This window comes from Chryseobacterium metallicongregator, assembly GCF_031324065.1.
GTDB classification, from domain to species: Bacteria; Bacteroidota; Bacteroidia; order Flavobacteriales; family Weeksellaceae; genus Chryseobacterium; species Chryseobacterium metallicongregator.
The window spans coordinates 426,148-448,677 of sequence record NZ_JAVIXS010000020.1; the positions used below are offsets into that span (position 1 = coordinate 426,148).

Genomic DNA, 22,530 nt, shown 5'->3' on the forward strand with positions numbered 1-22,530 from the left:
TTTTTTTTGTCATTAAAATTGAACATTAGCACCGAAAAGGAAAGTTCTTGCCTGTGGATAGAAAGCTCTGTCTATACCATAAGTATCAGTACCAGCAATTTCAGGATCGTATCCGGTATACTTTGTAAAAGTTGCAAGATTTTCCCCTGTCACATAAAATCTGATTTTTGAAGCACCAATAGTTTTTGCAGCATCTTTAGATAAAGTATATCCAATCTGAACTAATTTAAGACGTAAGTAATCTCCTTTTTGAAGATAATAATCTGACATTCTGGTATAGTTCTGATTGTCATCATTTCTTGTGACTCTGGCTATTGTATTAGAAGTTCCTTCTCCTGTCCAACGATCTAAGATTGATGTTTGGTAATTTGCTTCCTGAATATCCAGTCTTCTAAGCCCCTGGAAAATTTTATTACCCGCTTGTCCCTGAGCGAAAATCATCAAATCGAAGTTTTTATAATTCATATTGATGGTTAAACCAAATGTATATTTTGGTACAGAATTCCCAAGGTTTACAAAATCTTTCTCATCAATCACCCCATCTCCATTTGCATCAAGTCTCTTGAAATCTCCCGGTTTTGCATTAGGTTGAATCAAAGCACCATTTGCATTTTTATAGGCATCAATTTCTGCCTGATTTTGAAAAACTCCCAGGTTTTTATATCCATAGAAAGAACCGTATGATTCACCAACCTGTAATCTAGATACAGTTCCCAACGTCTGGAAACCAGCAAAGTTTACATAGGGCCTGTTATCCTCAAGTCTTGTAATTTCGTTTTTCAGATAGGCAAAATTACCATTCGCAGAAAAACCAAAGTCTCCCCAGTTCTTTCTGTATCCTAGACTTACTTCAACTCCATCATTGTTCATATCCCCAATATTCCTGTATGGATTATTGATTAATCCTAAATAACCAGGAAGTTCAACTCTTCTCAGGATATCAGTACTTTTTTTCCTGTAAACGTCAACACTTAGATCAAAATTTCTAAAAATCTTAAGATCTGCAGCAATATTGAGTTGTGATGTTCTTTCCCATTTCAAATTAGGGTTTTCCAAAGTACTTGGCGCATATCCGACACGGATTATATTATCTCCAAATGTATAATTGCTTCCGGCCACCAGGAAGTTGGCAAACTGGAAATCATCAATAGCGTCATTACCCAGTACTCCATATCCTCCTCTAAACTTTAATGAAGTAATTACTTTATTTTCAGGCCAGAAATTTTCGTTAGACACATTCCAACCTAAAGACATTGCAGGGAAATTCCCCCAGTGATTGTTGCTTCCGAATTTTGAAGACCCATCTCTACGAATTGTTCCTGTAAAAAGGTATTTGTTATCATAATCATAAACTACTCTGGCAAAATAAGAAGCTTTGTGGGTTTGTTTTCCATCCCAAGCATTCCCAGTTTTATTTTCCTGAGCAATATCAAAATTGAAAGATGCATCTTCCCAATTATTTACAGGAAGATTGGTAAACCTTATATTTTGTCCCGAAGAAATATTATACTCATAATACCCTTGCCCTAATAATACATTTAAGTTATGTAATCCAAATTTATTTTGGTATGTCAATGTATTTTCAGTACTCCATTCAAACTTTTTATCTGTCTGCCTGAATAAATTATTGATATCATTCTTATTAGCCGTACTTAGGTAATTTCTCGGAGTAAATGCCTGCTCACCCCAATAGGAAAGTTTCCCGTTCATACTGGATTTAAAGGCAATGTGTTTATTCAGCTTTAATTCAGCAAATACATTGGCGATAATATCATCAGACCATTTGTATCTTCCTAATTGGGTTTGTCTGAAGGCCAACGGATTACTCATCTCTTTACTTACATACTGAGAAATTCCATAGGCATTTCCATTGGGATCTCTTACATAATTTGGATTATTAACATAATCACTATAATTAGGCTCATTATTGATCCCGTTAGTGACAACTACAGGAGTTAATGGATCAAGATTTATCGCAGAACTTAACGGCCCCCCGAATTCTCCGTTGTCCGTAACTCCCTGCCATCTTGTGTGAGTATATGCAAAGGTTTGACCTACTGTCAAGAAATCAAAAACCTTATGCGTTGAATTTAATCTTGCATTAATTCTTTTATAGTTTGAAATATCTCTCAGTACAATTCCCTGCTGATCATAATATCCGAAAGATGAATAAAAAGTGGATTTATCATTTCCTCCTGCAATACTGAATTCATGAGATTGGCGCTGTGCACTATTAAATATTTGTTTTTGCCAGTCTGTTCCTGTTCCATAAGATGAGGGATCTCCTAATACAGGCTTCAATCCATCGTTGAGATATGCCTCATTCATAATGGTTGCATATTGCGAGCCATTCAATAAGTCTAACTTTTTAGATACTGTTCCCACCCCAAAGAAACCATTATAAGAGAGATTTAATTTCCCTTTACTTCCTTTTTTTGTGGTGATCAGAATAACACCCTTCGCAGCAGACACCCCATAAATAGCAGCAGAAGCCCCATCTTTAAGAACTTCCATTCCTTCAATATCAGACTGATTCAGCCATCCAATATTATCTACTACAATTCCATCTACCACCCATAAAGGATCATTACTTCCAGCTCCAAAACTGGTAATACCACGTACACGAACAGTAGCAGCAGTTCCCGGCTGGCCAGAATTTGATACAACAGAAATACCTGCAGCTCTTCCCTGCAGAACCTGCTCCGGCCTTCCTGCTGTAGGAGCATTCTCTATATCGCTGGCTTTAATACTCGCAATAGCTCCCGTCACATTACTCTTTTTCTGAGTACCGTAACCGATGACTACCACTTCTTCTATTTTGTTTTCTTTCGCAAGTGTGTCCTTCACCTTGGTGGTCTGGGCACTGAAGTTGGCCGTAAAATAGAGGACGGCAACCACTCCTACGCTTCTTGATATTCTTACATTCATATACAGTTATTGTTTAATTCTCAAATTGAGACAATAAAAATATATTTTTTTTTAATTAGTTAACATTCTATTCATAAATATTTTAATTTTTCTTTTATTTTTCAGGGTTAGAAGCCCTATCTTCGCATCAATATTTCATAAAATTTCATAAAAAATTAATAAAGTTATCTCCCAAAATGATCGCCAAGCCATTCAAAATTTCTCTTCCGCTAAAACTTACCTTTCTCATTTTTTCAATGGTTCTAAACTGTATGGGACTTGTGATTCTGCAGTTGTCAGAAGAGAAAATCACCTATGGAGAACTGGGACTTTTAGAATCTTTTAAAGATCTGCCCATTGCCTTTATTTCACTTTTTGCAGTAAGCTTTATCAACAAAACCGGACCTAAAAAAGCATTGATTCTCGCCCTGGCTATCGTTGGATTCTGTTGCTGCCTTCTTCCCTTTGTAAAAGTTTTCTGGTTTTATAAATTGTGGTTTGCGATTATAGGAGCCTGTTTCGCTATTGGTAAAATCTGTGTTTTTGGAATTATCAGAAATAATATTTCGGATGAAAAATCTCTGGCAAAGACCATGAATAATGTAGAAGCTTCTTTTATGATCGGGATTTTCGTAGTGAATACGGGTTTTGGATGGGTGATTTCCAGCCAGTATTCTGAATTCTGGAAGTTTGGTTTCGTGCTGATTGCTTTATTATCTGTACTGACTATTTTTTTGCTTTCGAAAATAGAAATAGTAGAGTCCAGGCCTATGGAAAGTAAGAGTATTCTCTCAGAACTGTCTGGGTTTACCACCCCTGCAGTAGCTTTGTTTTTAGGAGTGGTCTTTTTTATCGTCTTCGTAGAACAGGGATTCAATTCATGGCTTCCTTCTTTTTATAAAAACCATCTGAAAGTCAATTCTTTTTTTGCGCTTCAGGCCACTTCTTTTCTATCCATTTTTTCTTATGCCGGGCGAACGGTTACTGCCAATATCATCAAAAGGTTTTCGTTACCCAGGTATTATATCATTTGTATGAGTCTTATTATCACCTTACTGATCATTATACTGGGCATACAGTATTTTGATTCGGAAGATTCCAGATTCTTGCTTTTTTTATTTCCGGTTATTGGCTTGTTTCTTTCACCCCTCTATCCTGTGATCAACTCAAGAATGATTGCGCAGGTGGATAAAGATAAAATCAATCTTTTCACCTCTCTTATTGTTATTTTTTCTTCTCTGGGCAGCTCTGTAAGCTCTATTATTATGGCTGTTTTGTTTGAAAAGCAATTGTTGAATTATTATCCATTATACATCTTATCTTCTGTAATTCTGCTATTTGTGATTAGTTTTATATATTTTACTGTCACAAATAGAAAATAGTTTTATTTTTACTGCCATGAAAATCAAAGACACAAAAAGTAAAGAAACGCTACAGGAACTCATTGACACGAAAGATTTCGTAGCGCATATTTCCGTTGACTGCACCATATTCGGCTTTCATAATAACATTCTGAAAGTTTTGCTTTTAAAATATCATGATCTGGATCTGTGGTCACTTCCGGGTGGTTTTGTTTTCAATGACGAAGACCTTAGAGAAGCTGCTGAAAGGGTTTTGTTTGAAAGAACCCATCTTAAAGGATTATTTTTGAAACAGTTTCACACCTTTGGAAGAATAGACCGTACCGAGAACAATGTACACCAGATTCTTCTTAAAAATAAAGGTATCACCGTACCTGAAGATCACTGGATTTTCCAGCGTTTCGTTACAGTAGGATACTGCAGCCTTATTGATTTTTCGCTGGCTGATACCTTCCCTGATGCTTTCAATGAAAGCTGTGAGTGGTTTGAAGTAAACAACCTTCCTAAAATGGCATTCGACCACGACAGAATTATCGAGACAGGTCTTGAATATCTGAGAATGAATATCAATACAGAGGTTGCAGCAAGTAACCTGCTTCCGGAAAAATTTACCATGAAGGATCTTCAGGCTCTTTATGAAACTATTTTAGGACAGAAATTCAGAAGAAATAATTTTCAGCGAAAAATTTTAAGCCTAAATATACTGGACAGAATGGAAAAACTGTATGACGGCTCAGCCAATAAAGCCCCATATCTGTATAAATTTAAAACTGAAGTTCATAATTCTACCAATCAGTATCCTATCTCTAATGATGAGGAGTCATAAAAATATAAATTTAATTAAAATCATAAACAAAGTAGCAGTACACCTCTGAAAATCAATAGTAAAACAAGTTTTCAAAAAAATTTTCTAGACACCACGAAAAATGTTACTTTTAACCAAATCAAAAAATCATGTCATATTATCCTCTTACTAGCATCCCTGATTATTATGGAATTGATGCTTTACTTACTGAAGAACATAAACTAATCCGACAATCTGTAAGAGACTGGGTGGAAAGTTTTGTAATGCCGCAGATAGATCAGGCCGCTCAAAATCATACAGATATTCCTAATCTTATGAGAGAATTGGGGAAAATCGGAGCACTGGGACCTTATATCCCTGTTGAGTATGGCGGTTCAGGATTAGACCAGATTTCTTATGGTCTGATTATGCAGGAGTTGGAAAGAGGAGATTCTGCAGTACGTTCTGCAGCTTCGGTACAAAGTTCATTGGTGATGTTCCCTATTAACGAATTCGGTTCTGAAGAACAGAAAAAGAAATATCTTCCAAAGCTTGCTGCCGGAGAAATGATTGGATCTTTTGGATTGACTGAGCCTAACCATGGTTCTGACCCAGGTTCAATGGAAACTTATTTTAAAGATATGGGTGATCATTATCTTTTAAATGGGGCTAAAATGTGGATCACCAACTCTCCTTTATGCGACATCGCTGTAGTATGGGCAAAAAATGAGGAAGGAAAAGTACAGGGATTAATCGTTGAAAGAGGAATGGAAGGCTTCACTACTCCTGAAACTCACAATAAATGGAGCTTAAGAGCTTCCAAAACCGGAGAACTGGTATTTAATGATGTAAAAGTTCCGAAAGAAAACCTTCTTCCTGGAGTAACAGGATTAAAAGGACCTCTATCTTGTCTGAACTCTGCAAGATATGGAATCTCATGGGGAGTAATTGGTGCTGCTATTGACTGCCATTGTACTGCTGTTCAGTATTCTAAAGAAAGAAAACAGTTTGGAAAACCAATTGGCTCTTACCAGCTTCAGCAGAAAAAACTGGCTGAATTCCTGACTGAGATTACAAAAGCTCAGTTACTTTGTCTTCAGTTAGGAAATCTTAAGAATGCTCACAAAGCAACTCCTGCTCAGATCTCTATGGCTAAACGTAATAACGTACATATGGCTATTGAAATAGCCAGAGAATCCAGACAAATCCTTGGAGGTATGGGAATCATGGGTGAATTCCCGATGATGAGACATGCGGCAAACCTGGAATCTGTAATTACTTATGAAGGAACGCATGATGTTCATTTACTGATCACCGGATTGGATATTACAGGAATCAACGCTTTCTAAAAAAGATAAAAATATAAATAAAGAGTCTGGCCAATGGTCAGACTCTTTTATTTTACTCACTTTGCTGAGAATTGATATTCAATGAATAATTATTAATACTCTAAAGTTTTCGCTTTTTTATTAAAATTATTACTTTAATACCACACAAAAACAAACAATATGAAAAAAATCACAACTTTTTTACTAAGTCTTACAGCTCCTTTTTACTTTGCACAGCAGGCTGGTGATGTTGTAAGTGCCGAACAGAAACTGGATTTAACACCTCAGGGAGTCATCAATTTTATCGCCAGTAATCTTGGTGATCAGAATGCTCCGGAATTTGCAAATTATCTGAACAGCTTCAATCTTGGGCTGAAAGGATACAAAATCACTTATTACACCAAAAATGAGAACAATGTTCTTGTAAAAGCAACAGGATTATTGATGTATCCTAATGTACCCTTTAAACTTTCAACTGTGGTATCGGATCACGGAACTACAGACAGCAGGCATAATGTTCCGTCTAATTTTAAAGGAGCTTTAACCGCTGGATTTGTTGTTGAACTATCCTATGTACTCAACGGTTATATTTTGATGGCACCCGACTACGTAGGGATGGGAACTGGGGACGGAACTCACCCTTATGTAGATTATGCCACAGAAGCCGGAGCGACCATAGATTTTATAACAGCAGCGAATAAAGTATTGGCCCAACTGAACCTTAAACGTTATGACGAATATTTCCTGGCCGGATATTCGCAAGGCGCTCATGCTGCTATGTCAACGTTAAAAAGATTAAGCGTTTCAAATCCCAATCAGATAAAATTTAAGTACGCTTACATGGGAGACGGACCTTATGATTTTTCCGGAGTAACGTTAAATAAAGGAGTCCTGGAAAAAGATATCTATCCTTTCACCTCATTCCTGGCCAATGTACTCCATACCTGCAACAATACAGGTTATAAAACCTATAATAATGATATTTCAGAAGTTATTTCTGCTGAATACCTCGATAAATACAACTATCATGTGGTTCAGGATAACGGAGGACTTTTATGGGGACCTTTTATCTGGAGAAAACTCTTTACCACCAACTTCGTAAATGATGTCACCAACAATCCCAATAACAAGCTAAGGCTATGCATGAAACCTAAGGATGTGTATGACTGGTACAATAAAACACCAATGACATTGGGACATTCTACTGTCGATTTAGCTATTCCGCCTGAAAATACTTCTAAAACTATTGATGTTCAGCGTGGCTATTATCCATGGTGGGATCTGAATAAGTATAAACTGGATTCTTTTTATTGGGGACCACTGGGCCATGTGGGAGGAATTCTACCCTTTACATTAGCTTCTAATGCTAAATTCAATACGCTGAGAAGCGGTGGGCTTCTAAATGAATGGGCTATTGCAGGATCAATTTTTGGTAAGCAGTCAGCAGAGAAAACATCTGAAAAACCTTTCCTTCTTTCTTCACAGATCAAACCGGATTTGGGTAATATGCAACTTGTTGAAATTACAGATTTCAATAAAGAAAAAGCACAGAGCAGAACAGCCATTAATCAAAATTTATCAACTTTAAAAGACGGAGTTTATTTATTGAAAGTATCGGAAAACAATGAAAATAAAATAATTCCATACATTAAAAACACGCCTCAGGAAGTTACCGAAAACGAAATTGTACAATCTGTGAATACATCCGTTTTGAAATTAAAAGTAAATCAGGAGGAACTTAGTGCTGTACATATTTTTGATGAAAATAAAACATTGGTCAAAAGTATTTCGCAAAAACAATATCGTGAGACCGGAGGAATCAACATTCTGGAGTTGGAAAACAAAAACTATACGTTTGAAGTGGTTACACCTTACTATAACCTTCAGTTCAGTAAAGCGGTTGGAGGGACAATATCATCAGAAAATAACACTGATATTTATACTCAGAGACAACAAATTGTAGCGAAATCCGGCAATGATATTAAAAACATCAGCATTTATAGCATTTCTGGTGCTCTGATTATTCAACAGGAAGTTAATAAACCTGTGTTTGAATCCAGAAACTTGGAATCAGGAGTATATCTTGTACAAGTCACCCTTTCTAATGGAAAATCCATCAACAAAAAAATAAAACTGTAAAAACAATCACTCTTCATATCTCATTTCAAGTTAATTTTGGCACTTCAGCAATGAAGTGCTTTTTTATGGATGAATAACTCCACTAAAAATGATTGGAGATAAATTTTATTTTAAAATACTTAAAATTACATAATCCATTATTAACTATCATTTTACGACACCAATTTTCAACTTCCAGCAAAAATTATATTAAAATAACATAAATGATTCTTGTCATTTATTTTGAATTATTCTAAATAAAATTAGCAAACTTCTACTGAGCATGCTACTTTTGCCGAAAGAATAATGCCAGATGGTACATCATGACTCCCGCTTTCCTTTGAGGCTTCGATTTTTCAGTTTTCTTATTTTTATCATTACGATGACAGCCTTCAAGGCACAAAACCTACAGTTTAGAATCACTTTTGAAACAAAAAGCAAAGATCCGGACTTAGTAAAAGGTTCTGAAATTAAGATTTCCAGCGAAGAAACTGCATATTCAGTATTTACCGATGATAAAGGAACCGCACAACTCTCTCTTGTGCCTGGAAAATATAAAATAGAAGCCTGGAAAAACGGGATTTCAGTATATTCCGGGAAGATATCCGTCACAAAGACAGAAGATTTCACGCTGCACTTTCAGGAGAAACTCAACACCATTGAAGAAGTGGTGATTACGGCAAAAGAAGGAAAAGGGCTTACCTCTTCCTCTATCATTAATCAGCGGGCTATGCAACATTTGCAACCTTCAAGTTTTTCCGAGCTTCTGGAACTTCTTCCAGGTGGAAGATCCAATGATCCGGTTCTTAATCAGACCAACAAGATCAGTCTCCGTGAAACCGGAAGACCTGGTACTGATTACGATACTTCTTCGATGGGAACTACATTTTTGGTGGATGGTGCTCCGCTCAACTCTAATGCCAACCTGCAGTATTCTTATGATTTTTTAGACAAAACAAATAACGGACTTAAAAGAAGGCTTAATATAAACAGCGGTATAGATATGCGAACGATCTCGACAGATCAGATTGAAAGCGTGGAAGTTCTTCGTGGAATTCCTTCCGCAATCTATGGAAATCTTACGTCAGGAATTGTAAAAATCACTAATAAATCCGGCTATACAAAATGGAAAGCCAGGTTTAAAGCAGACGGTTACAGCAAACTCTTTGCAGTAAGCAAAGGTTTTGAAAATAAAGAAAAAGATCTGAAAATCAACACAGGCCTGGATTATCTGAATGCAAAGACCGACCCAAGAGACCGCTTGGAAAGTTATAAAAGAATTACCGCCCACCTTGGTATCATGAAAGAAAAAAAGTATGATCATGGAACAGCAAAATGGCAAAGCAATCTTAGCTATACCGGTTCACTGGACGGTTCAAAATCTGATCCTGACATCGATTTGTCGGAACTGAATTCTTATGAAGTGAATACTCATTTCCTGAGCCTTTCCAATGTATTCAATTATACTAAAAACGAACCGTCATTCTACCGCTCCACTGAAATTCAGGCAACGGCTAACCAAAGATTTGACAAAATAAAGCAAACCAAGTTTATCCAGCTTGAAAATGCAACGGCCTTTCCTCTGTCCGGAACTGAAGGAGAATACGATGGTTACTACCCTGAACCACGCTACATTTCAAATTATACAGTAGACGGAAAACCTCTTGATCTGTTTGTCAAAATGACTAATAATTTTCAGCTTAATTCTCAATCGATGACGCATGAGTTCAATGCAGGATTCGACTGGCAAATGAGCAAAAACTGGGGGAAAGGACAATTATTTGATATCTACAGACCTATTGATCCTAAAGCTACCTTCAGACCGCGTGCGTATCGTGATATTCCTTCTTATATGACTTCTGCGTTGTTTATGGAGTCTATCAACTCTTTACATGCAGGTAAGCATAAACTTACACTGGCATTAGGACTGAGAGGAAACACCATGATGAATTTACCTTCTTCTTTCAAAATGAACGGAAAGTGGTATGCAGATCCAAGAGCCAATTTTCAATGGGAACTTCCCTCTTTTGAGTTGATGCACAAAAAGACAACTTTAGCATTAACCTTAGGATATGGTAAACAAAGTCTGTTTCCCGACCTCAATATTCTGTATCCTGAACTTATTTATAAGGACATCCAGCAGCTGAATTACTTTCATAATAATCCAAACTACAGAAGAATCAATTATAAAACCCTGATTTACAATCCGCAGAACCCGGATCTCGAACCCGCTATGAATGAAAAATTTGAAGCAAGAGTTGATTTCAGTCTGGGAGCACATCAGCTGTCTGTTACTGTTTTCAAAGAAAATATGCGCAATGCATTCCGTTCTATGAATGAATATTCTCTGTATCAATACAAAAAATACGATACTTCGGGACTGAATCATGATGCCATCACTTCTCCGCCGGATGTAAATACACTTCCCTACCAGACAGTGAATGAAAACTTTCTCTATACCACTCAGCGAAACGGTAGCAAAGTGGACAAAGAAGGGATTGAATTTCAATATTCATCCAACAGAATTCCTGTGATCAATACAAGGCTTACCTTAAACGGAGCGTGGTTCCGAACAAAATATGGAAACAGCCTGCCCGTATACAGAGGACGAGATTTACTGATCAACGGAAGACCTTATCCTTATCTTGGATTATATGAAGGGATGGAACCCAATTCGGTGAATGAGGTCTTGAATACCAATCTGATGCTGGACACTTATATTCCCCGTCTGGATCTTGTTTTTTCTTCATCATTCCAGTTTTCCTGGTATTCTATGAGACAAATTCTTCCTATGAGCGGAGTTCCAAGCCATTATGTGGATCAGAATGGTACTGTTCTTCCCTATAACCCTGATTCTGTAAAAGGAACTATTCTGGAAAGCCTGATCATTGCTCAGAATGAAGATGTATACAATGCCACCAGAAGACCTATGGAAATGAATCTTAATCTGAAAGTGACCAAAAGTTTCAGAAACAAAGCAGTCGTGGTCTCCATGTTTGCCAACCGATTATTCAGTTATTATACGCCTTACGACATCAACGGATTTACCATCAACAGAAAAGGAGCTTATGATCCTTATTTCGGAATGGAAATCAATTTCAACTTATAAACAATTTCAATTCAATAAATTATGTTAAAACATGTATTAAGAACACTGTTCGTATTGTGTGCAGCTTTTGCCATTACAGCCTGTTCTTCAGATTCCAATGAAGCTCCGGAAGCAAAAACCTCCTTAAAACTGGAGCTTAAAGTCGTTCCAGACAATATTCAGGTTAAAGAATATAAAAACCTTACGATCAGCTTCAAAGAGTTAAACTCAGGATTTACGATTACTCAGGAACTTAAAAATAACAATATTTTGCAGGTTGTTCTTCCTTCAGGAACGTATAACATTACTGCGGAAGGAAGCATCGTATATGGTGACAACTCCGGATCGGTAGAAGCTAAAGTTGCCGGTGTACAAAACGGAATCGTTATCAATGGTAATGAAACCAGTAAAACGCTGGATCTCTCTTTGAAATCGGGTAACAGCGGTGATCTGATCTTAGAAGAAGTCTTCTTTACCGGAACAAAAACACCGCAGGGAGCGATGTATTTCGGTGATCAGTATTTTAAAATTACCAATAATACGGACAAGACTTTGTATGCAGATGGTATGCTACTAATCCAATCCAGTTTTATGACCAATGAAAAACAGGATTACAGCCCCAATATCATGGCAACTACTCTATCTGCAGGTGCTATCATCAGAATTCCGGGAAATGGAACGATGTATCCTGTAAAAGCCGGAGAGTCTATTATTATTGCTGAAGATGCTATTAATCATAAAGATTTTAATCCTTCATCCATTAATCTTTCCAATGCCAACTTCCAGATTTTCAAGGAAGACTCAGATGATATAGACAATCCTTCCGTTCCGAAAATGGTAAATGTTTTTGAAAAAATGGTGATCCATACCCAAGGATATTACGCTTATGCATTGGCACGTATGCCACAAGGAATGACTAATGAAGCATTGGTTGCTCAAAACTCTTATACTTATACATATAACCTTACCATTAACGGTGATGTATATCCTATGGACGGAACTGCGGTTAAAATCCCCAATGAATGGATTACAGATGCGGTTAATTTAAGTGTACAGGATTCATTCCAATGGCTGGTAACGTCACCTTCTTTGGATATGGGATGGACTTCCGTAACTACTTTTGACGGAGATAAAAACCGTTTCGGAAAAGCTGTCCGCAGAAAAGTAACAGGAAAAACAATAGATGGTAAAAATATCCTTAAAGATACCAATAACTCCACAACAGACTTTGAACATGGTGTAAAGCCATCTTTATTCAATTAAAATGAAATATTTTCTTTCCATATCGATCCTGTTCAGCTCCTTTTCAGGGATAAGAATGCATGCCCAGATCAATGACACTATCACAGAGAAAGTGCGTGAAGAATATAGCTTTGAAAGGCTTATTAAAAACAGTATTACCATTAATCCGGCCAGTTATTCCGGGGCAAGGAAGTATAGCAGCACTATTTTTAATGTATTGACAGAAAAAAGCAACACTCCTAACCAGCTGCAACAAAAAGGAAAAGGAATAAACTTATGGGGCGCGGAAGTGTACAGTTTACAGAAGCTCGATGATAAAACTTCAGTTTGGGGAAATGCTTCTTACACACAAGGGAAAAATAAGCACATGGTATGGAATGAAAATTCAGATTATGATCTCATCTATCCTTATGTAGCAGCGGACAGTGTGGGTGGTGATATGAAATTTGAAAACTATAGCTTTTCAGGAGGATATTCCAGAAAAATAGACACTTACACTTTAGGAATTACAGGAAGTTACCAGGCAACATTGAGTTACAGAGATATAGATCCACGACCGAAAAATACAGCGGCTCATTTTTCTTTGGCAATGGGAGCTGATAAACTGATTCTGGGGAAGTTCAGAGTTGGAGCTTATGTACATGCTGAAAAATATACTCAAAAACACTATCTGAGCTTTGTAAGCAATCAGGGATACCCTATGATTTATAATATGAGCGGATTGGGAAATTACAACGAGCTGCTTTCCGGAAAACTTCGTCAGGCCTATTACGAAGGTTGGTCTTACGGAGGAGGTTTACAGATCTTTGAAGCAGACAACAGAAACTGGTATCTGAATATAGGTCTTAAAAAGTTTAATCTTGATAAATTATTGACAGAATATGCAGATCTGAATGCCTCAAAAATTGATGAACAGCAGTTTACCTTTTCGGCTGGAAAATTCTTTGATTCAGGAAAAACAGTCTGGGGAATTTCTGCAGAAGGAAGCAGTACAGAAAGAAAAGGAACAGAAAACCTCTTTATGAACGAGAACTCAAGAAATTATATACAGATCGGAAGTGTGGAAAAATACAACCATAAGATCAATACTATTATTTTCAAAGGGCTTATACAGGTGGGCAATGAAAAGGCAAAATCATCTCTGCTTCCCTTCTTTGGATGGGTTCAGGAAAAAGAAAAGTACAGCAGTCCTCTATCAAGAATAGAATTAAGTAAACTTATGTATGGAGCGGATTATCAATGGTTGAAAACTTTCGAAAATCTGCAGACCTTGTCTGTTGTAGCAGGACTTTCAGCTACCAATGTCTATCAAAAAGATGCGCTTTTCAACAATTCCGGAAAATCTTCCATCAATACAATGCTTCAGGAAAATTATGTCTTTCAGTCTTCTGATTTCTGGCAGGCAAAACTTGATATTCATTTTCATTTCAACTTCCCTGTCGTGAAAAATGCTTTTGTAGGAGCTAAGATGATCTACAGTAATTTTAACAATGGCAGCAATACTTTATTGGCAGTCAGTATAGGAAGTATATTTTAAACACATGATGATAAAATTTTCAGATATTAAATTATTCGTTGTTCTTGGAGGAATTGCTCTATTCTCTATGCAGCATACTCTTCAACAATACAAAGTAGACTATGGAGAAACTATAGAACAATATAAAAGACCTGTACAATACTGGCCCAAACCTACAGTGGATGCAGAGGTGAAATGGAAAGAATTTGAAGCCATAGAATGGGATTCCAATTATTATGATACACAGGAATTACCCGAAGTAATACTTGGAAAAAAGCTGTTTTTTGATCCCAAACTGTCACAATCCAGCCAGGTATCTTGCAGCAGCTGTCACAACCCTGAACTGGGCTGGGCAGACGGTCAGGAAGTGGCATTGGGAACCGATCATTTGCAGGGAAAAAGAAATACACAATCGCTTTTCAATATTGCGGATCGCCAATCCTATTTCTGGGACGGAAGAGCCAAGACATTGGAAGAACAACTTGTAGGACCTATTTCTGCTCATAACGAAATGAATATGAAGCCGGAAAAGCTGGCCGGAAAACTTTCAAAATTTAAAGAATACAAGAAGCTTTTTAAAGATGTCTATCAAACTGATAAGATTACATTTGATAAAATCGCCAAAGCTCTTTCTACTTTCCAAAGGACAATCAGAAGTCAGCCCAGCAAACTTGATAATTTCATTAAAGGTGATTATAAAGCCATGAGTGATAAGGAAATCTACGGGATGCATCTCTTCCGTACCAAAGCAAGGTGCATGAACTGTCACTACGGAAAAAATCTTACAGACGAATCTTTTCACAACATAGGGCTTACTTATTACAAACGGGAATATGAGGATCTGGGTCTCTATCATATCACCAAAAATTCTGATGATACCGGTAAATTTAAAACCCCTTCGCTGAGAGATCTTGATTACACTGCTCCATGGATGCATAACGGACTGATGGATGACATGCATGGTGTTGTCAGTTTATACAACAGCGGAATGCAGATGATTAACCCTACTCCGGAAGAAAAAAAAGCTGATCCTAATTTTCCGGTCACAGATCATCTGATAAAGCCTCTACATCTGAATGAGCAGGAGATAGATGCCATTGTTGCATTTTTAAAAAGTATGTCCGGAAGCTATTACAAAATGCCAAGACCGGAAATCCCAAGAAAATAGATTAAATAATTGATTCTATAAACAGTAAATCCTTTTATCTAAAGTACTTATTTAGATAAAAGGATTTTTACTATCTTCTAAATTGATAAAATTTTTGTTTAGAATTTGAAGCCAATACTGAAATAGATCCTTGAAAAGTCAAGCTGGCTGTTTCTGGAAATATTCATACTGATAGGACCGATAAGAGATTCGTAGCCAAGGTTTAGTCCATAACCAAACATATCAAAACTGTCATTAAAAGGAGAAAGTTCTTCACTTACCTTTCCATAGCTGAACGAAGGGGTAAGATAAAGTTTTTTCATAATTCTGTACTGAAATGAAATGGCAGCCTTAGCTACCGAAGTCATCGGAAGTTCTTTTTGGCGAAGACCGTTGAATTCAGGGCTTAGCAGATCGTAATTGTATTCGCTCCCTCCCAGATTATACTTTTGATTCAAAAACAGATAGGGAACCTGATCTTCTTTCTTTGATCCAAAACTCGCACCCAAAAACACGTTAGCCTTTACCGTCAGCCTTCTTGTGATCGGGTAAAAAAAGTTCTCATTTAATGTGAATGAAACAAGGTTTTTAGGCTCGGAATAGTAAGATTCTTTTGGATTAAGGATCAGGTACAAGAGAGGCTGCACGGTGTTCAGATCATAAAGCTCATACTGATCTCCGTAATAAAATCTTGTACTCACCTGAAGATGATTTCCTTTTGTAGTAAAATATCTTTTATTAAGATTGTTCTGTTCAAATTTCAGGAAAGTATTGAAATTACTGTGGTTATAAAGCTTCTTGCTGTAATTATCTACTTTTGATTGATCGACCTTATCCAGTAAACTATACATTCTTTCCGTACTAAATTCCGTTCCCAGAGATAGATAAGCATTGGGATTGATGTTATAATTCAGCGCAATCTTTCCGGTTATATTACGGTACATATGGTTAGGAAAACGGTCCCCGCCATCTTCACTGATATCATACAGCCTGAAGTTCAGGTCATTACTTTTCAGGTGAACCATTTTGGCTTCCAGATCCAGCCACAGACGCTCTCCACTGTCTAAGAACTGCTGGTAAGCAAGTTTAGCTTTGAAACGTTCGGAAATATCCACTGTTGCCAGAAATCTTGATCGGTTGAGAAGAATATTTCTGTACGTATAATTGACAATAATCCCTACGGACTGTTCAGTATCATAGTGCAGCGCGAGTTTAAACGCTCCTTTTTTCGCTCTTTTCACAAATACATTCATCACAAGACCATCGTTTACATTCGTGTAGGTATAATACACTTTAACGTACTGGCGCATTCCAAACACACGGTCTATAGCTTCATTAACGGTTTTTGCATCGTAATACTTCCCTTCCGTAAGCCCCATCTGCTTTTTCAGTACTTCAATTTCTGCCGCATCAGTAATAGGCGTTCCGTCTTCTTCATTAAAAGTAAATTTTGTGGTGGGCAGTTTCACCTCTTCAATCATCATATGTTCATACGTAATTCCGGCTTTTCGCTGCGCCTCTGCAAGAGCTACAAACTCAGGCAGGTGCTTTCTGGCTTCAACCTCTCCTATTTTGATAATCTTTCTGAATCTGGCAAAATCCTTCGTTGTAATTTCTCCCAATGGATCTACAAAATCTACGAGAATATTAGAGAGTTCTTTTTGATGCTTAAAATCCTCCACCGAACGGATAGCATGAGTCTGATAAATCATCTTCATCGGGTTTTCAATCTCCTTTTTCGTAAAAAGCCTGAAACCCGTGTATCCACCAATAACAAAATCAGCACCCATCTCACGCACCTCATTGGCTGGATAATTACGATCCAAACCGCCATCCACCAAAAGTTTCCCATCAATATAAACAGGAGCAAAAGCGGCAGGAATGGCCAGTGTAGAACGAATAGCCAACGGTAGTGATCCTTCTTTCTGCATTACCAGACCTCCGTTTTCAATATCGGAAGAAGTAAGCTGCACGGGAATCCTCAGTTTGCTGAAATCGTTGATATGTTTTGCATTGAAAGTAAGCGTATTAAGAACCTCTCCCATGTACTGTCCTTCAATATAAGAACTCGGAAGAGTCGGAAATCCTTTGACTACCGGAAATTCAAGAATATATTTGTCGTATTCATCCTTTTCACTGATATTGACTTTATTATAAGGAATTTTATTGCTCAGAATCCTGTTCCAATCCATTTTATAGATTGTATGTTTCAGCTGATCTGCGTTATATCCCATTGCATATAAACCTCCCAGAATACCTCCCATACTGGTTCCTGTGATATAATCTACTTTAATTCCCAATGAATCAATCATCTTGAGAATTCCGATATGGGCAAACCCCTTTGCACCTCCACCACTAAGAGCAAGCCCAAATTTTGTGTCTTTAGTTACATTCTGAAGAGCAATATTCAGAGAATCATTCTTTTGCTGAGATTTGATAATAAGAGAAAAAGCAATAGCTAAAAATATCAGGATCTTTTTCATTGGTGCTGCTTAATGTATCTGATTTAAACTTTAAAAGTTTTTAATAAGTAGTAAAGATACACAAAAAGTTACCTGATTAACTGACTATTCTGTGAAGTAAATAAATGCATTTCAGTCTATAACTTAAAAACAAATATTCGCTCATTTTTCAGACCAGACATGTTTCCCAATACATGTCAGCTATTTTTAATACGTTTTTATAGTTTCCACGAAATTAATATCCGGGTTAAGGATTTCAAGAATAAGGCTTTTAACCGATTTCATGGCATCGTCAATATTTCCTTTATCGAACTGCAATGAAACCATTCCTTTCTTAGCGTCTGCAAAACTCCATATTCCTGTTTCAATCGGGAATCCCCAAAACTCAGGAAGGTGCTGAACAACGTAATGATAAATACAAAGCTGAAGTGCCTGCTTCCTGTCGCTGTTATGAAAATATTCATCTACATTATCCTGATCAATCTTTACATTGAGATTTTTAATCTTCGCTGTCTTATAATCAATAATTCTTAGAGTACCGTTCAGCTTATCAATCCGGTCAATGAATCCAAAGAAAGAAATTTTATCATTTCCATCGAGAGGAAAATCTATATTTTCAAACCTTCTTTCAATATCAATGATCTCCAGTTTATTGCCCTGTTTTATGAGTTCAAGATCATGATTCAGCACATTTTCAATTACCTTTTTAGCAATGGCCTTATGGATATAATTCATTCCTTTTTCATAGAATTCCGGCTGGTGCTTAAGTTTTTCAATAGCAATATTTATATATTCATCTACTGCTTTAACTGAATTCTTTAAATCACTTTCTTTTAAAACCTTACCCTTCAATACCTCATAAACTTCTTGAAGTGAATAATGGACTAGATTTCCATAATTTTTTATCGACAGCTCCTCTTCAATTTCATCCGTTTCCGAAGTGTTTAAAATCTTGGAAAGGTAGAAATCAATCGGATTATAAAGATAACTCGTCAGATGGGAAGCTGATACTTTTTCCTTCCATTTTTGAAGACGATCCTGTACAATTTGTGTCTTGGAAATTTCTATGGGTTTGGTGGCAATAGGTTCAGAAGAATTTTCAATAATGAGATGTTCGATGTCATGAGAACTCTCCATCTCGATCTGTGTAATGAAACGGCTCTTCTCGCCGGTATTCACTCCAGAGCTTAAAGCATTGTACAGCAAATGTACATTTTTCGCATCCTGAATCAGCCTGTAAAAGTGATAGGCATAAATGCTGTCATTTTCAAGAAAAGTATGAAGATCAAAGAACCTTCGGATATCAAAAGGAATATAGGTATTCTGAGAGTTTCCAAGCGGAAGTTTTCCTTCGTTTACAGAAAGCAGAATAACGTTTTCAAAGTTAAGAAGACGCGTTTCCAGTAGTCCCATGATCTGAAGTCCTCTCAGAGGTTCTCCCTGAAAATCAATACTCTCAGAATTGATATGCTGATTAATCAGGATTTCCAGCGTTTCCATTTTGATCTCAATATTGTAGGGAGTCAACTGGTTTTTGATGATTCTGAATGCATTTTCAAAGTGAGAGACATTCTCATACTGAATATCATCTATCTCAAGCCATTTTACCTGCTGGCAGAACTCAATAAGCATATCCAGATAGCCGTTGGTTCCTGTTGCTTTTTGAAGAAGTCCATAATAAGACAGACCACTAAGCAGTTCATGTAAAAGTTTTCGAGAAATATAGACAATATTCCTCTCTTCTACTTTGGCTTTAAAATCATTGATAATCTGTTCATCTTCTACAGATTTGGGAAGTTCTTCCAAAATGGGGAAAACATCTCTGTAATAATAAGACAGTTTGTTTTTTTCCAATTGTTTCTGCAGGTAGAAAAGACGTTTCACTGCATTGGAGAAAGATAAGTTTTTCAACGGAAATCCCATTGTAATATTCAAATTATCAACACCATGCATCACATCAAGGCTGGCAGGAAGAAGGTTTTCATCCAGCAGCACTACCGCAGTATTGGAGTAAGTTTTATTATTGATCTCTTTAAAGATCTCAGGCAATACTTTGGTCTGGGTTACATTCCCGGACACTTCGTATACCTTAATTTTTTTAGGTTGATTAAAATCGTCTTCTATCCACTGAAAAGCCCTGTTATCATCAAACTCTTTCCATGTTTTATGATTTCTAAGGAATTTTCCGGCTTCCTGTCTCTCATCATCGAAATAATAACGGTCTGCCTGAAAAAAGCACTGCGCTTTATTCCACTGCAAAAGGCTTCTTACAAGCTTTTCTTCTACGGGAGTAAAGGCATTGAAACCACAAAAAACAAATTCTTCTTTGGTATTTTTTGCAAAGTCGGCAATCCTGGCTTTAGCCGCCTCGTGAATCATTCCGGAAGTTGCCCAGTTCCTCTCCTGCAATCTTTCTTTTAGAACAGGGAGAAAAACGTTCATATTCTGCCAGAAATTAAGAAACTTTTTTCTTGGAACATCGTCATCCTCTCCAAGGTCCTGAGCCCATTCTTTGATCCTTTCCTCATCAAACATATACTGCAGAACTGCCTGATCACTGTCTGAAAATTTGAGAATATCATCCCAATCCTTCTGTAAGGTGGGAAACCATTTCAGAAAATCGGAAAAATCATCTCTTGGGATAAGATTCAGGCTTCGGTATACATCAAAAGAGAAAAGCCACAACGGAATTCCCTGAATAGTCTGATGATCCGCTATTTTATTGATAAGCTCCTCGATGGTAAAAAAGTTGGGAAGAAACCCTGAATAGTTATTTTCCTCCAGAATCTGTCTGACAAACACAATGGGACGTTTTCCGGGTAGAATGATATTAAACGCAGAAAGGTCAGTGTTTTGTGATAGCAGTTCGTGGATGATCTTATTGAGGAATTTCAAAGGGTTTTATAGCTTTTTAAATTGTCTAGTTGTTCAGAAATCAACTGATTATATTCGGTTTGTTTTTCTTTATCGATTCCATGACGGGTTTCGCTGTCATAGGCCATCTGGAAGTTTTTATAATCAATAGCGATTCCGTTATAAATTGCTTTGAAATATTTATTATAATCTCCAGAATTTTTAATTTTTTCAGCAACAGCCTTTCTGAATTTTCTCACAAATAATTCTGCAATATCAAAATGCTTTTGCTCATGCAGCAGGATATAATCATCCATTCTTTTGACATCTTTCCAGGATTTATCTTCATGAAAGAGCGTTTTAATGGTAATCGTAACCGGCGCTTTTGGATCGGAAGATTTTTCAGAATAAAATTCCCAGCCACAATGGGTGTAAGCCGCTACATCAGGATTCTTTTTCTTGCTAACCGGGCTTTTAAAGTTATCCCAAGTTAATTTTTTGCCTTCTTCCCAGATAATTTTCTGTCCGGATACAGTCTGTGCTGCCAATAAACATAATACAAAAGTCAATCTCATTATTCCACTACAATTGTTTTGGTAATCCAGTTATTTCCTCCATTCCAGAATTTAAAAGTATAAGTACCTTTTCTTTGAGGGCTGAAGTTGATTTTACTCGCTGCCACGTAATTCCCTTGTGTACAAGGTCCGTTGGTAATATATTTATAGGAAGTAACCGTTCTTTCCAGATTGGTATTGTAAACATAATCATATCCGTAAAAACCCTCACAATGAGACGGATAAGTGGAATAAGTTTTGATACTCTGTATCGCAAAGACATCCATGGTATCATTGACAATTTTTACGCTGTCTATTTTGATTTTACCAATAGATTCAATGGTATGATAATCATCATCATCACACGAAACCAGAAGCACGCCTAGCACGAATACTGAAAATCCAATATTTAAAAGTTTTTTCATAACCTTTACTTTTCTGATTATTAACAAATATTAGCAAAAATTATTCCTTATTCACATAAAAATCAGGAATTAAAATTACCTTTTGATACATAAACTACTTTCTTCGTATCAAAAAACTCTTCATCAAAATAGTGTTTAAGATTGAAAATTTCACATTTAAGTCCGGCAAGCTCTTCAGCAAGATCACCGCCTTTCAAATATAAAATTCCGTTATGTTTAGGGTTAAACTGTTCTTTTTCAAATTTCCCCTTCAGCCATCTTAAAAATTCCGGCATTTGAGTTACCGCTCTGCTGACTACAAAGTGGAATTTTTCTTTAAGCTTTTCTGCCCTTCCATGGATAGCCGTTACATTAGTAAGTCCTACTCCATCTGCCACAGCCTGTACTACACTGATTTTCTTACCAATAGAATCAATCAGCGTGAATTCTGTTTCAGGAAAAAGGATTGCCAAAGGAATACCTGGAAAACCACCTCCGGTTCCGATATCCAAAACTTTGGTTCCCGGTGCAAATTCCATCACTTTTGCAATTCCCAACGAGTGCAGAATATGCTTTTCATACAGTGATTCCATATCTTTTCTGGAAATTACATTGATCTTTTCATTCCATTCATTGTACAGACTTTCCAGTTTTGAGAACTGTTCTTTCTGTTTTTCAGTAAGATCCGGGAAATATTTTAATAGTAACGATGCAGACATGTGAATTATTATAAACCGCAAAAATAAGTTTTATTTCTCTTGTATTC

General features: G+C 36.8%; 14 protein-coding genes. 8 read left to right on the plus strand and 6 right to left on the minus strand.

The window, feature by feature from the left end; all coding sequences use genetic code 11:
• Positions 1 to 12: 12 nt before the first annotated feature.
• A complete protein-coding gene (locus tag REB14_RS19870) occupies positions 13 to 2,928 on the minus strand; it encodes a SusC/RagA family TonB-linked outer membrane protein (protein WP_309523068.1) in 2,916 nt (971 codons plus the stop codon).
• Positions 2,929 to 3,104: 176 nt separating this feature from the next.
• Between REB14_RS19870 and REB14_RS19875 the strand changes: the two genes are divergently transcribed.
• From REB14_RS19875 to REB14_RS19910, 8 genes are all read left to right on the plus strand, one after another.
• Entirely contained in the window at positions 3,105 to 4,289 is a 1,185-nt protein-coding gene (locus tag REB14_RS19875; RefSeq protein ID WP_309523069.1) for an MFS transporter, read from the plus strand.
• Positions 4,290 to 4,305: 16 nt separating this feature from the next.
• Positions 4,306 to 5,094, plus strand: a complete 789-nt coding sequence (locus REB14_RS19880) for an NUDIX hydrolase (protein WP_052186977.1) — start codon at positions 4,306 to 4,308, stop codon at positions 5,092 to 5,094.
• 128 nt (positions 5,095 to 5,222) lie between these two features.
• Complete coding sequence (locus REB14_RS19885; RefSeq protein WP_034698448.1) at positions 5,223 to 6,401, plus strand: acyl-CoA dehydrogenase family protein; 1,179 nt, start codon at positions 5,223 to 5,225, stop codon at positions 6,399 to 6,401.
• 159 nt (positions 6,402 to 6,560) lie between these two features.
• Positions 6,561 to 8,519: a T9SS type A sorting domain-containing protein gene (locus REB14_RS19890; protein WP_309523070.1), complete on the plus strand. Its 1,959-nt coding sequence runs from the start codon at positions 6,561 to 6,563 to the stop codon at positions 8,517 to 8,519.
• Positions 8,520 to 8,811: 292 nt separating this feature from the next.
• Positions 8,812 to 11,607, plus strand: a complete 2,796-nt coding sequence (locus REB14_RS19895) for a TonB-dependent receptor plug domain-containing protein (protein ID WP_309523071.1) — start codon at positions 8,812 to 8,814, stop codon at positions 11,605 to 11,607.
• A gap of 21 nt (positions 11,608 to 11,628) precedes the next feature.
• Complete coding sequence (locus REB14_RS19900; protein ID WP_309523072.1) at positions 11,629 to 12,849, plus strand: DUF4876 domain-containing protein; 1,221 nt, start codon at positions 11,629 to 11,631, stop codon at positions 12,847 to 12,849.
• A gap of 1 nt (position 12,850) precedes the next feature.
• Positions 12,851 to 14,365, plus strand: coding sequence for a DUF6850 family outer membrane beta-barrel protein (locus REB14_RS19905; protein WP_309523073.1), 1,515 nt, complete (start codon positions 12,851 to 12,853; stop codon positions 14,363 to 14,365).
• A 7-nt stretch (positions 14,366 to 14,372) separates the two neighbouring features.
• A complete protein-coding gene (locus REB14_RS19910; protein WP_079243900.1) occupies positions 14,373 to 15,512 on the plus strand; it encodes a cytochrome-c peroxidase in 1,140 nt (379 codons plus the stop codon).
• A 98-nt stretch (positions 15,513 to 15,610) separates the two neighbouring features.
• Here REB14_RS19910 and REB14_RS19915 read toward each other — a convergent pair whose 3' ends face one another.
• The 5 genes from REB14_RS19915 to rsmG all read right to left on the minus strand — a co-directional run bounded on the left by REB14_RS19915 (position 15,611) and on the right by rsmG (position 22,483).
• On the minus strand, positions 15,611 to 17,974 hold the full coding sequence (locus REB14_RS19915; RefSeq protein WP_079241411.1) for a patatin-like phospholipase family protein: 2,364 nt from the start codon (positions 17,972 to 17,974) through the stop codon (positions 15,611 to 15,613).
• A 186-nt stretch (positions 17,975 to 18,160) separates the two neighbouring features.
• Positions 18,161 to 20,848: a PD-(D/E)XK nuclease family protein gene (locus REB14_RS19920; RefSeq protein ID WP_309523074.1), complete on the minus strand. Its 2,688-nt coding sequence runs from the start codon at positions 20,846 to 20,848 to the stop codon at positions 18,161 to 18,163.
• Positions 20,845 to 21,381, minus strand: coding sequence for a DUF922 domain-containing protein (locus REB14_RS19925; RefSeq protein ID WP_309523075.1), 537 nt, complete (start codon positions 21,379 to 21,381; stop codon positions 20,845 to 20,847). Before REB14_RS19925 ends, REB14_RS19920 begins: the two co-directional genes overlap by 4 nt.
• Positions 21,381 to 21,785 carry a hypothetical protein gene (locus tag REB14_RS19930; RefSeq protein ID WP_309523076.1) on the minus strand — a complete coding sequence of 135 codons (405 nt, stop codon included), beginning with the start codon at positions 21,783 to 21,785 and terminating at the stop codon, positions 21,381 to 21,383. Before REB14_RS19930 ends, REB14_RS19925 begins: the two co-directional genes overlap by 1 nt.
• A gap of 62 nt (positions 21,786 to 21,847) precedes the next feature.
• Positions 21,848 to 22,483: a 16S rRNA (guanine(527)-N(7))-methyltransferase RsmG gene (rsmG, locus tag REB14_RS19935; RefSeq protein ID WP_034698484.1), complete on the minus strand. Its 636-nt coding sequence runs from the start codon at positions 22,481 to 22,483 to the stop codon at positions 21,848 to 21,850.
• Between the last annotated feature and the right edge of the window lie 47 nt (positions 22,484 to 22,530).

Bases quoted from the DNA above. Each gene is read 5' to 3' on its own strand.
- REB14_RS19870 (WP_309523068.1), bottom strand. From the start codon at position 2,928: ATGAATGTAAGAATATCAAGAAGCGTAGGAGTGGTTGCCGTCCTCTAT.
- REB14_RS19875 (WP_309523069.1), top strand. From the start codon at position 3,105: ATGATCGCCAAGCCATTCAAAATTTCTCTTCCGCTAAAACTTACCTTT.
- REB14_RS19880 (WP_052186977.1), top strand. From the start codon at position 4,306: ATGAAAATCAAAGACACAAAAAGTAAAGAAACGCTACAGGAACTCATT.
- REB14_RS19885 (WP_034698448.1), top strand. From the start codon at position 5,223: ATGTCATATTATCCTCTTACTAGCATCCCTGATTATTATGGAATTGAT.
- REB14_RS19890 (WP_309523070.1), top strand. From the start codon at position 6,561: ATGAAAAAAATCACAACTTTTTTACTAAGTCTTACAGCTCCTTTTTAC.
- REB14_RS19895 (WP_309523071.1), top strand. From the start codon at position 8,812: ATGGTACATCATGACTCCCGCTTTCCTTTGAGGCTTCGATTTTTCAGT.
- REB14_RS19900 (WP_309523072.1), top strand. From the start codon at position 11,629: ATGTTAAAACATGTATTAAGAACACTGTTCGTATTGTGTGCAGCTTTT.
- REB14_RS19905 (WP_309523073.1), top strand. From the start codon at position 12,851: ATGAAATATTTTCTTTCCATATCGATCCTGTTCAGCTCCTTTTCAGGG.
- REB14_RS19910 (WP_079243900.1), top strand. From the start codon at position 14,373: ATGATAAAATTTTCAGATATTAAATTATTCGTTGTTCTTGGAGGAATT.
- REB14_RS19915 (WP_079241411.1), bottom strand. From the start codon at position 17,974: ATGAAAAAGATCCTGATATTTTTAGCTATTGCTTTTTCTCTTATTATC.
- REB14_RS19925 (WP_309523075.1), bottom strand. From the start codon at position 21,381: ATGAGATTGACTTTTGTATTATGTTTATTGGCAGCACAGACTGTATCC.
- REB14_RS19930 (WP_309523076.1), bottom strand. From the start codon at position 21,785: ATGAAAAAACTTTTAAATATTGGATTTTCAGTATTCGTGCTAGGCGTG.
- rsmG (WP_034698484.1), bottom strand. From the start codon at position 22,483: ATGTCTGCATCGTTACTATTAAAATATTTCCCGGATCTTACTGAAAAA.